General features: G+C 73.5%; 18 protein-coding genes and 1 pseudogene. 11 read left to right on the top strand and 8 right to left on the bottom strand.

Features of this window, described 5'->3' with window-relative positions; genetic code table 11:
* Window positions 1-75: 75 nt before the first annotated feature.
* Entirely contained in the window at window positions 76-1,041 is a 966-nt protein-coding gene (locus tag AC6JBM_RS24015; RefSeq protein ID WP_497985822.1) for a CATRA system-associated protein, read from the bottom strand.
* Between the two features lie 107 nt (window positions 1,042-1,148).
* Window positions 1,149-1,580, bottom strand: a complete 432-nt coding sequence (locus AC6JBM_RS24010; RefSeq protein WP_497985821.1) for a GNAT family N-acetyltransferase — start codon at window positions 1,578-1,580, stop codon at window positions 1,149-1,151.
* Between the two features lie 100 nt (window positions 1,581-1,680).
* Here AC6JBM_RS24010 and AC6JBM_RS24005 point away from each other — a divergent pair, with 100 nt between their 5' ends.
* A complete protein-coding gene (locus AC6JBM_RS24005) occupies window positions 1,681-2,355 on the top strand; it encodes a cytidylate kinase family protein (protein ID WP_497985820.1) in 675 nt (224 codons plus the stop codon).
* A gap of 87 nt (window positions 2,356-2,442) precedes the next feature.
* Complete coding sequence (locus AC6JBM_RS24000; protein WP_497985819.1) at window positions 2,443-2,787, top strand: cupin domain-containing protein; 345 nt, start codon at window positions 2,443-2,445, stop codon at window positions 2,785-2,787.
* A gap of 11 nt (window positions 2,788-2,798) precedes the next feature.
* On the opposite strand, the gene AC6JBM_RS23995 is transcribed toward AC6JBM_RS24000, so the two are convergent.
* On the bottom strand, window positions 2,799-3,350 hold the full coding sequence (locus AC6JBM_RS23995) for a TetR/AcrR family transcriptional regulator (RefSeq protein ID WP_497985818.1): 552 nt from the start codon (window positions 3,348-3,350) through the stop codon (window positions 2,799-2,801).
* 109 nt (window positions 3,351-3,459) lie between these two features.
* Here AC6JBM_RS23995 and AC6JBM_RS23990 point away from each other — a divergent pair, with 109 nt between their 5' ends.
* A complete protein-coding gene (locus AC6JBM_RS23990) occupies window positions 3,460-4,482 on the top strand; it encodes an aldo/keto reductase (protein WP_497985817.1) in 1,023 nt (340 codons plus the stop codon).
* 6 nt (window positions 4,483-4,488) lie between these two features.
* Here the strand turns inward: AC6JBM_RS23990 and AC6JBM_RS23985 are convergent, their stop codons facing one another.
* A complete protein-coding gene (locus AC6JBM_RS23985) occupies window positions 4,489-4,974 on the bottom strand; it encodes a P-loop nucleotide/nucleoside kinase family protein (RefSeq protein WP_497985816.1) in 486 nt (161 codons plus the stop codon).
* A 173-nt stretch (window positions 4,975-5,147) separates the two neighbouring features.
* Here AC6JBM_RS23985 and AC6JBM_RS23980 point away from each other — a divergent pair, with 173 nt between their 5' ends.
* From AC6JBM_RS23980 to AC6JBM_RS23965, 4 genes and pseudogenes are all read left to right on the top strand, one after another.
* Window positions 5,148-5,975 (top strand): ion transporter, encoded by an 828-nt coding sequence (locus AC6JBM_RS23980; RefSeq protein WP_497985815.1) that lies wholly within the window; start codon window positions 5,148-5,150, stop codon window positions 5,973-5,975.
* A pseudogene (locus AC6JBM_RS23975) lies at window positions 5,972-6,685 on the top strand (DUF6597 domain-containing transcriptional factor); the annotation flags it as partial. The gene AC6JBM_RS23980 and the pseudogene AC6JBM_RS23975, both read left to right, overlap by 4 nt.
* Window positions 6,686-6,815: 130 nt before the next feature.
* Window positions 6,816-7,103: a dihydrofolate reductase family protein gene (locus AC6JBM_RS23970; RefSeq protein WP_497986519.1), complete on the top strand. Its 288-nt coding sequence runs from the start codon at window positions 6,816-6,818 to the stop codon at window positions 7,101-7,103.
* Window positions 7,100-7,738, top strand: coding sequence for an NAD-dependent epimerase/dehydratase family protein (locus tag AC6JBM_RS23965; protein ID WP_497986518.1), 639 nt, complete (start codon window positions 7,100-7,102; stop codon window positions 7,736-7,738). Before AC6JBM_RS23970 ends, AC6JBM_RS23965 begins: the two co-directional genes overlap by 4 nt.
* Window positions 7,739-7,898: 160 nt before the next feature.
* Here AC6JBM_RS23965 and AC6JBM_RS23960 read toward each other — a convergent pair whose 3' ends face one another.
* Entirely contained in the window at window positions 7,899-8,204 is a 306-nt protein-coding gene (locus AC6JBM_RS23960; RefSeq protein ID WP_497985814.1) for a hypothetical protein, read from the bottom strand.
* Window positions 8,201-8,494 carry an ArsR/SmtB family transcription factor gene (locus AC6JBM_RS23955; protein ID WP_497985813.1) on the bottom strand — a complete coding sequence of 98 codons (294 nt, stop codon included), beginning with the start codon at window positions 8,492-8,494 and terminating at the stop codon, window positions 8,201-8,203. The genes AC6JBM_RS23960 and AC6JBM_RS23955 overlap by 4 nt, the downstream gene beginning before the upstream one ends.
* A 391-nt stretch (window positions 8,495-8,885) precedes the next feature.
* Between AC6JBM_RS23955 and AC6JBM_RS23950 the strand changes: the two genes are divergently transcribed.
* A complete protein-coding gene (locus AC6JBM_RS23950; protein ID WP_497985812.1) occupies window positions 8,886-10,496 on the top strand; it encodes a TROVE domain-containing protein in 1,611 nt (536 codons plus the stop codon).
* A 59-nt stretch (window positions 10,497-10,555) separates the two neighbouring features.
* Here AC6JBM_RS23950 and AC6JBM_RS23945 read toward each other — a convergent pair whose 3' ends face one another.
* Complete coding sequence (locus tag AC6JBM_RS23945; RefSeq protein WP_497985811.1) at window positions 10,556-11,599, bottom strand: NAD(P)-dependent alcohol dehydrogenase; 1,044 nt, start codon at window positions 11,597-11,599, stop codon at window positions 10,556-10,558.
* A 131-nt stretch (window positions 11,600-11,730) separates the two neighbouring features.
* On the opposite strand from AC6JBM_RS23945, the gene AC6JBM_RS23940 reads away from it, so the two are divergent.
* Window positions 11,731-12,591 (top strand): helix-turn-helix transcriptional regulator, encoded by an 861-nt coding sequence (locus tag AC6JBM_RS23940; RefSeq protein WP_497985810.1) that lies wholly within the window; start codon window positions 11,731-11,733, stop codon window positions 12,589-12,591.
* Window positions 12,592-12,690: 99 nt separating this feature from the next.
* The gene (locus tag AC6JBM_RS23935; protein WP_497985809.1) at window positions 12,691-13,167 is read left to right on the top strand and encodes a hypothetical protein; all 477 of its coding nucleotides are present in this window, start codon (window positions 12,691-12,693) and stop codon (window positions 13,165-13,167) included.
* 51 nt (window positions 13,168-13,218) lie between these two features.
* Here AC6JBM_RS23935 and AC6JBM_RS23930 read toward each other — a convergent pair whose 3' ends face one another.
* Entirely contained in the window at window positions 13,219-13,659 is a 441-nt protein-coding gene (locus AC6JBM_RS23930; protein WP_497985808.1) for a PRC-barrel domain-containing protein, read from the bottom strand.
* Window positions 13,660-13,821: 162 nt separating this feature from the next.
* On the opposite strand from AC6JBM_RS23930, the gene AC6JBM_RS23925 reads away from it, so the two are divergent.
* On the top strand, window positions 13,822-14,175 hold the full coding sequence (locus tag AC6JBM_RS23925) for a hypothetical protein (RefSeq protein WP_497985807.1): 354 nt from the start codon (window positions 13,822-13,824) through the stop codon (window positions 14,173-14,175).
* Window position 14,176: the final 1 nt, after the last annotated feature.

The following is a 14,176-nucleotide window of genomic DNA, read 5'->3' as shown; positions in this document are numbered from 1 at the left end:
TCTGGCGCAACCGCGCCGACTCGGGCTAATCTTCTCTGCGAGACCGGCATCTTCCCCCGTGGATGCCGGTCTCCATTACGTTGCGGCCCCGTCGGCTCGCTCGGTCCGCGCGATCAGCGCGACGATCCGGTGCTGGAGCGCAGCCGGGCAGGAGTCCACCCGCGACGAGTCGCCGGCGCCGGGCGCGAGCAGCTCGATCCGCTGGTGCAGCAGGCCCAGCCGCTCCCGGTCCCCGTCGCGCAGCGCGGCGTCGAGCTGCTCGGTCAGGCCGTCGAGGAGCAGCCACCCGTCCGGCGGCAGCCGCCAGGCGAGGGCCTCCCGCAGCACGGTGCCGACATCGCAGGCCGACCGGTCGTCCGGCGGATAGGGCAGGAACTGGTAGCCGACCCCGCGCACCGTGAGCAGATGCCGCGGCGTGGCCGGCTCCGGCTCGATCTTGTCCCGCAGCCGCTTGATGTGCACGTTGAGCGTGTTGCTGTCGCCGGCGACCCCGTCCCAGACCGAGGCGAGCAGCTGCTCGCGCGGCAGCGTCCGGCCCGCGTTGCGCACGAACGCCTCCAGGAGCCGGAACTCCTTGCCCGCCAGCTCGACCCGCTCCCCGGTGACGGTCGCGGTGCGCGCGGCCGGATCGAGCGCGACCGGCCCGGCGGCGATGACGGCCGGCAGCCGGTTCCCGGCGGTGCCGGGCCGCCGCCGCAGCACCGCCCGGATGCGGGCCACGAGCTCGCGCGTCCCGAGCGGCCGGATGACGCAGTCGTCGGCCCCGTGCTCCAGCGCGAGCAGGATGTCGTCCTCGCCGGCGCGGGCGCTCACCACGATGATCCCGACCCCCCGGCGGCCGCGCATGGTCCGGCAGAGCTCGAGCCCCCGCCGCTCGATCCGGGCCACGTCGAGCAGCACGAGATCGGCGCCGTGCTCGACGAGATCCGGGACCGCGTCGCCGAACGCGGCGACCCGGGCGTCGTAACCCTCACCGCGCAGCAGCGCGGCCGACGCGGCGGCCGACGACGGGTCCTCCGAGACGAGCAGCAGGCGGGTCACGCCAACCAACATAGGCGACGAGTGTTAACAGCAGGGTTCGCAAGGCCGACTCACCCGCGCCCTGACCCCCGGGTGAGCCGTGCCTGCCAACCCTGCCCGTCCCTGGGTCAGCCATCCAGCCGGTACACCTTGGAATCGCGCAGCTGGAATCCGAGCCGCTCGTACAGGCGGTTCGCCGCCTCGCGCGACGGCCGTGACGTCAGATCCACGGTCCGCGCGCCGTTGTCGCGGGCCAGCCGGACGGCCGCCTGTGTCAATGCCGCCCCGACGCCGTGGCCGCGCGCCGCATCGTCGACCACGACGTCCTCGATCCAGGCGCGCAGACCGGTCGGAATGGGAAACATGACCAGGGTGAGCGTGCCGAGGATCTCGCCGTCGACGCGAGCGATGAACAGGTGGTTGCCCGGCCAACCGGCAAGGGTCCGTAACGCCTCCGCGTCAAGCGGCGGGGCGGACCGCGACAGCTGGGGCAGCAACCGGCCGAACGCCTTGACCAACTCGTCCGTGATGTCCTGCACGACCTCGACGTCGACGCTCATACTCGACGACCTTAGAGGTGGAGGTGGCATACGGGTCGCAGGCGGGCGCGAAAGGCCGGCGGGGCATAAGGTCGGCTCGACACGGGGTTAGGGGGCACGCATGGACCGGGGGAGCCGCGACGAGGTGCTGGGCCAGCTGGCTGCGGCGGTCGGGTCCGTCGCCGTGGCGCATCCGACGCGGGTCGCCGTCGATGGACCGCCCGCCGCGGGCAAGACCACGCTCGCCGACGAGCTGGCCGTCGTCCTGCGTGCGCAGGGCCGGGACGTCATCCGCGCGACGATCGACGATTTCCTCTTTCCCCGGGCGCGGCGCTATCCGCGCGGCGAGTACTCGGCCGAAGGCTGCTACTTCGACACCCACGACTACGACGCGCTGACCCGGGTCCTGCTCGATCCGCTCGGCCCGGGCGGGGATCGACGCTTCCAGCACGCGGCCTACGACCACGCGACGGACACCGTGCTGTCCCCGCCGGTCGCGACCGCCCCCGCCGACGCCGTGCTGATCTTCGACGGCGTCTTCCTCATGCGCCCGGAACTGATCGACCGGTGGGAGCTGCGCGTCTTCGTGTCGACCGATCTCGAGAAGACCGTGGATCGTGCGGTGATCCGGGAGCGCTCGGTGTCGTCCCGGGCCGATGTCGAACGACGCTGGCGCGAGCGGTACATCCCCTCCCAGCGGCTCTACTTCGCCACGGTCCGCCCGGCCGATCACGCCGACGTCATCGTGCACAACGACGAGCCCCAGCGGCCGGTCTGGGAGAGCCGGACACGCTGACCGTGCCGCGCCGGGCGCCTCGGATTCGGCGGGCGCGGGCTTAACCTCGGCATCGGCGGGCTTTGACGTGCGAGAAGGGAACGCGCGATGAGCGACGAGGCAGCGGTGCCGGAGGCCGGCGGCGTCACGGTGGAGGTCCTGGCGACGGTCGACCTCACCGGCGAGATCGAGGGGCTGGCGGGACACCAGCTTCGCATGCGCATGGTGACCATCGCGCCGGGTGGCGTCTTCGGCCCGCTGCACGATCACAAGGGCCGGCCCGGCACCGTCTACGTCCTGCAGGGCACGATCACCGACCATCGCGACGGCGGCACCACGGACTACGGGCCCGGGGTGGGCTGGCCCGAGGACCGCCACACGCTGCACTGGCTGGAGAACCGGGGAACGGTGCCGGCCGTGGAGATCTCGGTCGACATCGTCCGGCCGGAGTAGACCGGCGCCGGTCAGGGGCGCAGGCCGGCCAGGAACACGTCGACCAGGCGGCGGCCGTAGCCGGGCTCCTCGCCCGGCACCGGCTGGCACAGCAGGGCGACGGCGTGCAGGATGTCCACGGCGCGCACGCCGGGGCGGATCTCGCCGGCCCGCGCCGCGGCCTCGATGAGCGCCTCCAGCACCGGGGCCATGCGGTCGTAGAAGTACACCCGCAGCCGCTGGTGCGCGGCGTCGCCGGCCTGCAGCGCGGAGGCGAGCCCGACCTTGGTCGCGACGAGCTCGGTGTAGCGCCGCACCCACATCGCGAGCGCCGCGGCGGGTGGCTGGGCCGCGCTCAGCTGCGCGGCCGCCGCCGCGCACGCGTCGATCTCGTGCTCGAGCACGGCGATGACCAGGTCCGAGCGCTGCGGGAAGTGGCGGTAGAGCGTGCCGACGCCGACGCCGGCCCGGTCGGTGATCTCCTTCGCGGGCGCGTCGACGCCCGACTCGGCCAGCACGATCTTCGCGGCCTCGAGCAGGGCTTCGAGGTTGCGCTGGGCGTCGGCGCGCCGCGGGCTGGACACCAAGGTGCTCCTTGTCCTGTTGCGGAAACGTTCTGTTGCGGAAACGGAAAACCTTTCCGTATGGTGAAGCGGAAGAGCTTTCCGGTTCACCATACGGCAGGAGTCCGCCATGCAGTACCGCACGCTCGGCCGCACGGGCATCAAGGTCAGCCCGTACGCGCTCGGCACGCTCATGTTCGCCACGTCCGTCGGCAACGCCGATCCCGCCGACTCGGCCCGGGTCCTGCACAAGGCGCTCGACGCGGGCATCAACTTCATCGACACCGCCGACGTGTACGGCGACTCGGAGGAGGTCGTCGGCAAGGCGCTGCGAGGCCGGCGCGACGACGTCGTGCTCGCCACCAAGTTCGCCCGCCCGACCGGCGAGGACCCGAACCACCAGGGCGGCTCGCGGCGCTGGATCATGCGGGCGGTCGAGCACTCCCTGCGCCGGCTGCAGACCGACTACATCGACCTGTACCAGGTCCACCGCCCCGACCCGTCCACCGACATCGAGGAGACGCTGTCGGCGCTGTCGGACCTGATCCACAGCGGCAAGGTGCGGGCGATCGGGACCTCCGGCCTGCCGCCGTCGGACATCGTCGAGGCGCAGTGGGTCGCCGAACGCCGGGGACTGGAGCGGTTCCGGACCGAGCAGCCGGTGTACTCCCTGCTGAACCGCGGCATCGAGCGCGAGGTGCTGCCGGTCGCCCAGCGCTTCGGCCTCGGCACCCTCGTCTGGGGCCCGCTGGGCCAGGGCCTGCTGACCGGCCGCGTGCGCAAGGGCGGCGAGAACGACCTGAGCCGCGCCCGCTTCTTCAAGCACCTCAACGACGAGCGCCGCCTCGACGTCGTCGAGCGGCTCATCCCGCTCGCCGCGGAGGCGGGCCTGCCGATGACCCACCTCGCGATGGCCTTCACGATCGCGCACCCCGGCGTGACCAGCGCCCTGCTCGGCGCCCGCACGGAGGCCCAGCTCGACGACCTGCTGGCCGGCCTGGAGGTCGCCCTGACCGACGACGTGCTCGACCGCATCGACGAGATCGTCCCGCCCGGCACCGACGTGAGCGCGGTCGACCAGGCCTCCGTCCCGCCGCCCCTGCAGACCCCGCACCTGCGCCGCCGCCCGCTCGCCGAGCGCTCCGCCGCCTGAGCGCTCTCAGGATCGAGGTGGAGGAGGGGCCGCGTCGAAGAGGGCGAGCTCCTCGGCGTCCGGCGGCTCGAACAGCGGGGCGTGCAGGTCGAGCATCTCGCGCGTGATCGGGGCCGTCGCCCACGGTGCCGCCGCGCCGCGCGCCTCCAGCCGGCGGGCCAGCTCGTCCAGCGGCACATCCAGGTAGTGCAGCTGGACCGCGGCCCCGAGCGCGCGAGCCTCGAGGCGCTTCTCGTCGCGCTCCGAGCGCAGCCAGAACCCGTCCTCCAGGATCACGCTCTGCCCGAGCCGGAGCAGTTCCCGCGCCAGGTGCCAGAGCTGCCGCTCCAGCCGCCGCCGGGCCGCCACGTCGAACAGGTCGACCTCGAGGCCGGCCAGCCACTCGTCCGGGCACAGCCGCACGGCCGGCACCTCGGCGGCCAGGCGCCGGGCGACGGTCGTCTTGCCGGAGCCGGGCAGCCCGCACATCAGCAGCAGCGTCGCTCGCCCCATCGGCCGATGGTCGCAGATCGCGCCGGGAGCGCTCCACGCCGGCGCCGGGCCGCCGGGTTGCGGCCTCGTGACATATGGCCGATCTGGCCCCTGAGCACTTGCCGCGCGGCGGCCGGTAACGGTGAGATCGTCGAATGGTCGATACGGCGCGGGTGGCTCAGTGGTGTGCGGGCGTGACGAAGTCGCGGGCGTTCGAGGTGGCGATCGTCCTGCTCGTCGGGGCCAACGCGCTGGTGCTCGCCGTCGAGACGTACCCGCATCCGGGCGCCCTCGGCGAGGTGCTCGACGAGCTCGAGTGGGGATTCCGGGTCGCGTTCGTGGCCGAGATCGCGATCCGCATCCTCGCGCACGGGCGGCGGCCGCAGGACTTCTTCAAGCAGGGCTGGAACGTCTTCGACTTCGTCGTGATCGCGGCGGCGTTCGTGCCGGGGCTGCACGGCGACTCGGCCGCGCTGCGCGTGATCCGCATCGCCCGCGTGGTGCGCCTGGTCCGGTTCTCGCCCGGCCTGCGCACGATCGTGACCGCGCTGCTGCGCAGCCTGCCCGGCGTCGGCGGCTTCCTCGCGCTGGCCCTGGTGACGCTCTACGTGTACGGCATGGTCGGCTGGCTGATCTTCGGCGACACGTATCCGGACGAGTACGGGACCATCGGCCGCGCGGTGGTGACCCTGTTCGTGCTGCTGTCACTGGAGAACCTGCCGGACCTGATCCAGCAGGGGGTGCAGCTGTCGCCGTGGACGCTCGTCTACTACGTGAGCTACGTGCTGCTGGCCGCCAACCTCCTCATGAACATCCTCATCGCCGTCATCGTCAACTCCATGGAGGAGGCGCGCCGGCTCGAGATGACCGACGGCCTGTCGCCGGGCTATGACGTCGACGGCGACGGGGTGCCCGACGAGATCGACCGGATCGCGGTCAGCCAGCGCCTCGACGACCTGCGCGCGCTCGTGCAGGAGCTGGAACGCGAGCTGCGCATCGACCGCGGACCGGGGCCGAAGTGAGCGAGTCCTACGTCGAGCGGCCGCCGCGGCCGGAGCTGTCGGGCGCGGTACGGACGGTGTGGATCCAGCGGACCGGCGCCGAGGCGTACGTCCAGCGGCACCTGCCCACGGGCGGCGTCGAGCTCCACGTCCCGATCGGCGGCCGGCCCCGGCTGCTGGGCCCGCTGACCGCCCCGCAGCTCGAGGTCATCCCGCCCCGCACCACCATCGTGGGCGTGCGCTTCTGGCCGGGGACACCGCCGCCGCTGCCGGCCGCGCTCGACGACCTCGTGGACCAGCGCGTGGACCTCGCCGACCTGTGGGGCCGCTGCGCGCAGCGCCTCGCCGAGCCGCGGGCGCCCGAGCGGGTGCTTGCCGCCGTGCAGCGTCACGTGCTGGACGACCTGCGCCGAAGCGCGGCCGTGGACCCGCTGGTGCGGGCCGCCGTGCGCGCGCTGATGCCCTGGCGGCCGGTCGGCATCGACCCGCTCGCCGAGCGCCTCGGCATCTCCGTGAGCCAGCTGCGCCGCCGCTGCCTGCACACTGTGGGCGTGAGCCCGAAGGTGCTCCAGCGCACGCTGCGGTTCCAGGGCTTCCTCGCGCTGGCTCAGGCCGGGGCCGCCGCGTCGGGGCGCCCGGGCGCGGACGGCGTCTCCACGCTCGCGGTCGACGTGGGGTACGCCGACCAGGCCCACCTCGGCCGCGAGTGCCTGCGCCTGAGCGGCCTCACCCCGCGGCAGCTGCTCGGCACCGGGTCGCTGGACCGGTGCGCGGGCGGCCACGACCACTCCGCACTCCAGCGGCTGGAGCGGCGGCAGTCCCCACCCGACCGCGCCGCTCTTCGTCGTCAGCCACCGCCCGGTGCCCGGCCTCGGCGCGAGCCAGACCCTCGCGGCGGGCATCGAGGACGCGGTCGCCGCGGCGCGCGAGGCCGCCGGCGCCAAGGACGTCGCCCTCATGGGCGGCGGCGTGGTCACCGCGGCGCTCGAGGCCGGATTGGTCGACGAGCTCGTGCTGCACCAGGTGCCCGTCCTGCTCGGCGGCGGCCACCGCTACTTCCGGGAGCTGCCCCGCCACGTCCGCCTGCGCCTGCTCGAGATCGTCCCGGCCGACGGCGTCACGCACCTGCGCTACGAGGTGATCCGGTGATCCTCGTGACGGGCGGGCTCGGCATGATCGGCGCGCACACCGCCCGCGCCCTGGCCGACCTGGGCCACGATGTCCTGGTCACGACCCATCACCGGGCCGAGGTCCCGTCGTGGCTCGAGGGCCGGGTGACCGTCGAGCCGCTGGACGTCACCGACCGCGCCGCCTTCCTGGCCCTCGCCGACCGTCACGCCGTCAGCGACATCGTCCACCTGGCCGCCGTCTGGGGCCCGCTCGTCGACCCGGAGTCGCCGTTCTTCCACATCCCGTCCTACATCAGCGCCGTGCTCCGCGGCGAGCAGCCTCCCCGGTTGTACGGCTCCGACGGCGGCGACCGCTGCTACGCACCCGACGCCGGCCGGGCGATCGCGCTGCTGATGACGGCGCCGACCCTGCGCCACGACACGTACAACGTCTCCAGCGGCGTGCCGTCCACCAACCGCGACTTCGCCGCCGGCCTGGAGTCCGCGATCCCGCGCCTGCGGCTGGACCTGCACCCCGGCCGCGAGCACGGCTCCGGCGAGGACCCGTACCTCGACATCGCGAGGCTGACCGCCGACACCGGCTTCACCCCGGCCTTCGACGTGCGCGCCGCGGTCGCCGACTACGTCGCCTGGCGCGCCGCCAACCCTCGCTGACCGGGTCACCAGGCTTGGGCGGGTGCGCCGTCGTCGTCGAGGCCGCGGTGAAGCCGGTGTACAACGCGTGCTCGGGGACGGCGGGGTCGGCGGTGCCACCGAGGCGCCAGGCGTCGACGGCGGCGTCGAGTGCCGCATCGGGCTCGGGCCGCCAGAGGCGCTAGAGGCCGGGCAGCGACCGGACCGCCGTCCACGCGGCGCGGGCGCGGGCGGGTCCCGGCGGGCCGACGAGCGCGAGGATGCGGCTCGTGCCGGAGCGGGCCGCGGCGACGATCCGGGCCGCGGTCTCGTCGGACTCGCGTTCGGCGGCGGGGTCGAGCGCGTCGGTGTCGGCGGACTCGCGCTCGGTAGCGGCGTCGGACGCGTCGGTCTTGTCTGACCCGCGCTCTGTGGCGGTGTCGGTCTTGTCGCGCTCGCGCTCGCGCTCGGTGGTGGCGCGGGCCGCGGCGGACCCGGGCCGTGTCACGGCAGGTCGCCGAAGAAGCGCACCGCGGCGGCCAGGACGCTCGCGACCTCGGGGTCGGCGAGGCGGTACACGATGCTGCGGCCGTCCTGGGCGCGCTCGACCAGCTGCGCGTGGCGCAGGATGCGCAGGTGCTGGGAGGTCAGCGTCTGCGGCGCGCCGGTGGCCGCGACGATCTCGTGGACGTGCAGCTGGTGGTGGACGATGAGCAGCTCGACGATGGCCAGCCGCAGCGGCGCGGCCAGCGCGCGGAACAGTGCGCTGACGCGCTCGTGGTGCGCGGCGTACGGCATCGGCGCTCCTCGACGGACCGGGCTGGACGCGGAGACGATACGCGTTGTCATTTCGGATAACGAGACATCGCATTGCGATATGCGCATGCGGCTGGGCGTCGGACCCGGTGCGGCTCTTGCCACCCACGGAGGCCGGGATGTCTGGCGGGAGCGACGGTCCGCAGGTGACGCGGCCCGAGCCATGGAATAAATGGTTTGCGCGTGCGAACTTCGCGCGCCTACAGTGGCCGGGCGCTTCCCGGTGCGAAGGCTACGGTTCCTTCCTTTACCGAAAACACGGCACCGTCGCCACACTGGTCTCGGGGAGCGCCCAGCACAGCATCCCGGCGGAGGTTCGACCCCTCCAACCATGCTTCGCAGTCGACAAGTGGTGTCATTCCGGGGGATTGCTGTGCCCAGGTTCAACCTCAAGCTGCGCGAGAACCAGCACGAGCGGCCCGACTACGGCTCCGAGTTCGACGTCAAGGTCGTGTACCGGCCGTGGCCGGTGCGGTGGCAGCCCGTCGCCCAACCGTTGCGCACCGAGGAGGGTGCCCCCGGGTTCGAGCGCGAGCCGCGGGCCGAGCTGTTCCTGCTCGCAGTGTCCAACATGGTCGGTGAGGACACCTTCTACGAGGCGGCCGACGCGCGCGGCGCGCGGTTCCGGGCGCTCGTGGCCGACGTCGCCGTGGCCGATTCCGGGTGGTTCGCGCGGTTCGTGCCGTGGCTGCGGACCGGGGCGATGCTGCGCACGGCGTCGGTCGTCGCGGCGCTCGAGGGGGCGCGCGCACAGCTCGCCGCCGGGATCGCGGGGTCGCGGGCGGTGGTGAGCTCGGCGCTGCAGCGGGCCGACGAGCCCGGCGAGGCTGTCGCGTACTGGCTGTCGCGCTACGGCCGCTCGCTGCCGAAGCCGGTGAAGCGCGGCATCGCGGACGCCGTGGTGCGGCTCTACCACGAGCGGAGCCTGCTCAAGTACGACTCCGACCAGCGCGCGGTGCGCTTCGGCGACGTCATCGAGCTGACCCACCCGGTCGCGCGGGACGAGCGGCAGGGCGAGCTGTTCCGGCACGCGCTCGACCGGCGGCACCGGCGCGGCGGCGACCCGCCGGCTTCCCTGCCGGTCGTCGCGGCGCGGGCCGCGCTCATGGCGGTGCCGGTCGGGGAGCGGGCGGCGGCCGGCGATCCGGCGCTGCTGCGCGCGGCCGGCATGACGTGGGAGGCGCTGGCCGGGTGGCGGCAGTCCACGATGGACGCTCGCGCGTGGGAGTCGATCGCGCCGTCCATGGGCTACTTCGCGCTGCTGCGCAACCTGCGCAACTTCGACGCGGCCGGGGTGAGCGACGCCGTCGCCGCGCAGGTGGCCGCGCGGCTGGCCGATCCCCGCGAGGTCGCGGCGTCGCGGGTGCTGCCGATGCGGTTCCTGTCCGCGTCCAACGCGGTGCGGCGGTCGCGGTGGTCCGGCGCGCTGGAAACCGCGCTGCAGCACGCGCTGCCGAACGTGCCCGCGCTCGACGGGCGGCTGCTCGTCCTCATCGACACGTCGGCCTCGATGGACAGCCCGTTCAGCAAGGACGGCACGCTGAAGTTCTGGGACGCGGCCGTGGTGTTCGGCATCGCGCTCGCCGCCCGCGCGCAGGAGCCGACGATCGTGTCGTACTCGTGGGGCAGCAAGGTGTTCCCGTCCGTGCCCGGGGAGCCGGTCCTCGCGGGGGTGCGCCGGTTCCGCCAGGGCGGCTACTGCATCGGCCACGGCACCATGACCGAGCGGGCGGTGCGCGAGCACTACGACGGGCACGACCGGGTCGTCATCCTCACCGACGAGCAGGCGCACTACCACGGCTCCGGCAACGTGGCGGCCGCGGTGCCGAAGGAGGTGCCGGTCTACACGTGGAACCTCGCCGGGTACCGGGTCGCGCACGCCCCGGCGGGCCCGAACCGGCACACGTTCGGCGGGCTGTCCGACGGGGCGTTCAGCATGATCCCGCTGGTCGAGTCGGGCGAGGACGGGCGCTGGCCGTTCTGAGCGCGGGCGGCGGGACGAGGAAGCCCCGCACACCTGGCAGATGTGCGGGGCCTTCCGGTTCAGCGCAGGGTGTCGATGTCGATGACGAAGCGGTACCGCACGTCGGAGGCGAGCACCCGCTCGTAGGCCTCGTTGACCGCGTCGGCGCCGATGACCTCGACCTCCGGGGCGATCCCGCGCTCGGCGCAGAAGTCCAGCATCTCCTGCGTCTCGGCGATGCCGCCGATGCTGGAGCCGGCGAACGTGCGCCGGTTGCGGAACAGGGCGAACACCGGCACCTCGAGCGGCTGCGGCGGAGCGCCGACGCTGACCAGGGTGCCGTTCAGGCGCAGCAGGCCGAGGTAGGCAGCCATGTCGATCGGGGCGCTGACCGTGTTGATGATCAGGTCGAACCGGTTCTTGAGCGCCTCGAATGTCGCCGGGTCGCTGGTGGCCTGGTAGTCGCCGGCGCCGAAGGCGAGACCGTCGTCCTTCTTGCCGAGGGTCTGCGACAGTACCGTCACCTCGGCCCCCATCGCGACGGCGATCTTCACGGCCATGTGGCCGAGCCCGCCGAGCCCCACCACGGCGACCTTCGTGCCCGGGCCCGCGTTCCAGTGGGCCAGCGGTGAGTACGTGGTGATGCCGGCGCACAGCAGCGGGGCCGCGGCCTCGTACGGGATCGCCTCGGGCACCCGCAGCACGAAGTCCTCGTCGACGACGACGTGCGTGGAGTAGCCGCCCTGCGTGACGGTGCCGTCACGGTCGACGCTGCCGTAGGTGCCGACGTTGCCCTTGAGGCAGTACTGCTCCTGCCCGGCCCGGCAGTTCTCGCACTCGCGGCAGGAGTTGACCATGCAGCCGACCCCGACCCGGTCGCCCACGGCGTGCCGGCTGACCTCGGCGCCGACCTCGGCGACCCGGCCGACGATCTCGTGCCCGACGGTCAGCGGGTAGGGCACCGTGCCCCACTCGCCGCGGACCGTGTGGATGTCGGAATGACAGATGCCGGCGTAGCGGATCTCGATGAGCACGTCGCGCGGGCCGAGGTCGCGACGCTCGACGGTGGCGCGCACGAGCGGGTCGGTGGCCGAGGTCGCGGCGATGGCGTTGACGGTGAGCAAAGTGTCCTCCGGTGCAGACGTTCAGGTGCCGGTGTCCAGTCAACCCTGTCCGGCGCGTTTGCGGGAGTTTCCAGCGAGAGGTGTACCAGCGGTACACCCCAGCGCGGACCGGCGGGCCGTACCTTCGAGGGGTGGACAACCGAGTCGAGGTGCGCGAGTTCCTCACGTCCCGCCGGGCCCGGGTCACACCGGAGCAGGCCGGGCTGCCGGCCGCCGGGCAGCGCCGGGTGCCCGGGCTGCGCCGTAGCGAGGTCGCCGCGCTGGCCGGGATGAGCGTCGAGTACTACGCCAAGGTCGAGCGCGGCTCGCTGGCCGGGGTGTCGGCCGGCGTCCTCGAGGCGATCGCCCGCGTGCTGCGCTTCGACGACGCCGAGCGGGCCCACCTGATGCGCCTCGCGCAGGAGGCGAACGGCGGCGGCGCGCTGCTGCGCCCGAGCCGGCGGCCGAAGGCGCGGGGCGTGCGGCCGAGCCTGCAGTGGACGCTGGACGCCATCACGACGCCCGCGATCGTGGTGAACAACCGCGCGGACCTGCTCGCGGCGAACCATCTCGGCCGGGCCATGCACGCCGACCTGTACGCCGACCCGGCGAACCCGCCGAACCTCGCGCGGTTCACGTTTCTCGACAGCGCGGCCCGCCGCTTCTACCCGGACTGGAGCCGCTTCGCCGACATGAGTGTGGCCAACCTCCGTACGGCGGCCGGCATCGACCCGCACGACAAGGGCCTGCACGACCTGGTCGGCGAGCTGTCGACCCGCAGCGACGAGTTCCGCCGCCGCTGGGGCGCGCACAACGTGCGCATCCACGGCGCCGGGGTCAAGCACTTCCACCACCACGTCGTGGGCGACCTCGCGCTCGCCTACGAGAGCATGGACCTGCAGGCCGACCCGGGCCTGACGCTGACCATCTACGCCGCCGAGCCCGACTCGCCGACCGCACACGCGCTCGCGCTGCTCGCGTCCTGGGCGGCCGACGTCCCGGCGGGCCGGTGAGAAGCGTCACCGGCGCGGCCGTCGCGTCGCCGCCGGATCTCGTGGAGATGCCGTGAAGGTCGTCCCACCGGCCGGCGCCGGCCGCCTACCATCACGCTCATGGATATCGCCCTGGTGCTGCTCATCGGCCTGATCGCCGCCTACGCCGGCGGGGTCGCCGCGCTGGTGCTGCGACGGCCGCTCGGACCGGCCCGGGCCCTGACGGCCGGCGCGGGCACGGCGGCCGCCGTCGTCGCGGCGTTCGCGCTCATGCTGCTCTTCGCCTACGTCTGGTTCCCGGGCACGCTGATCGTCGTGGCGCTGTTCGCCGGCGCCGTCGCCTACCTGACCCTGCTGCGCGACCTCGGCGGCGCGAAGGCCGGGCTGGCCGCGCTGGTCGGCGGCCTGCTGACCTGCGGGAGCTTCGTGTTCGTGTCGTACCTCGCGGTCATGGCGGTGCTCGGCGCCGCCGGCGTGTACCTGGTGCTGCGCCAGTGGCTGCGCATGCGGCCGGCCCTGCTGCTCATGGGGGGCACGCTGGGCGGCCTGCTCGCGGCGTCGGCCGCGGTGTTCGCGGTCGCGCTGGCGAACATGTGAAACGGCGCCGCCCCGCAGTTTCCGGGGCGGCGCCGCGTTTACGCCGGTCGATCAGGCGAGACGCCGGCGACCCTCGTCGCCGGGCAGGTCGTCCTCCGTCTCGATGACGTCCATCGGCTCGGTGTCGACGTAGACGTTCCGGCTGCGGTCGTACTGCGTCGTGCTCGCCGGGTCCATCTGGAGCTGGTAGTGCCGGTACAGCTCCTGCACCTGCTCGCCCGTCAGCGGCCGGTCGGCCTCGTGGTCCACGCGGGGCGCGTCCTTGACGGTGGCCTTGTCGAACGGCACCTGCACGCCGTCCTCGCGGCTCGTGGCCCCGGCCAGCGGCACCAGTGACTGGTGCAGGCCCAGGAGCCCGGTGCTGACACTCGCCCACGTCGGCCGGCCCGCGTTGTCCGCGTACACCTGGCCGACACTGCCGATCTTGTCGCCGTCGCGGTCGTACACCTCGCGGCCCAGCAACGTGGCGCCATCGGTCTGGTTGGAAGTCACGGGGGATTTCCTTCCTTCCTCGCTCGTGCGTGCTGCTTGCATCATCAGGGTTACCCGCCTGTCCGCCATCTATGCGACGTGTTCGTGGCGGTCGACATGTGATCCGGCCGGTGTAACGCACAGGGGCACCGGTCCGCCATTTGCCTCGTGGAACCTGTGTTCATGGATCGTCGCGGCCGGCGCCGGCGGCTGTTCACCGTGCTCGGCGCCGCCTTCGGCCTGCTGCTCACGGCCGGCGGAGCGCTGCTCGTCGCCGGCCTGGTCGGCTGGTCGCCCGGGCCGCTGCCCGGACTGCCGGGCGGCCGCCAGGGGCTGCTGGAACGCGGCGACGTGGGCGGGGCGGGGGTGGCGCCCGCCACGACTCCCGAGTCACGGGTGCGCACGTCCGCGCCGCCCGTCGGCCGGGCCGTCACCGGCGCCTCCACCGCGGCGCCGGCCGGCGGGACCACGACCGCCCGGCCCGGGAACCGCCCCTCCAGCAAGCCCGGCAATCCGAAGCCGAGCCGGACCCGGTAAG

This window comes from Dactylosporangium thailandense (genome assembly GCF_059739745.1).
This window is presented reverse-complemented; position numbering and strand designations above follow the sequence as displayed.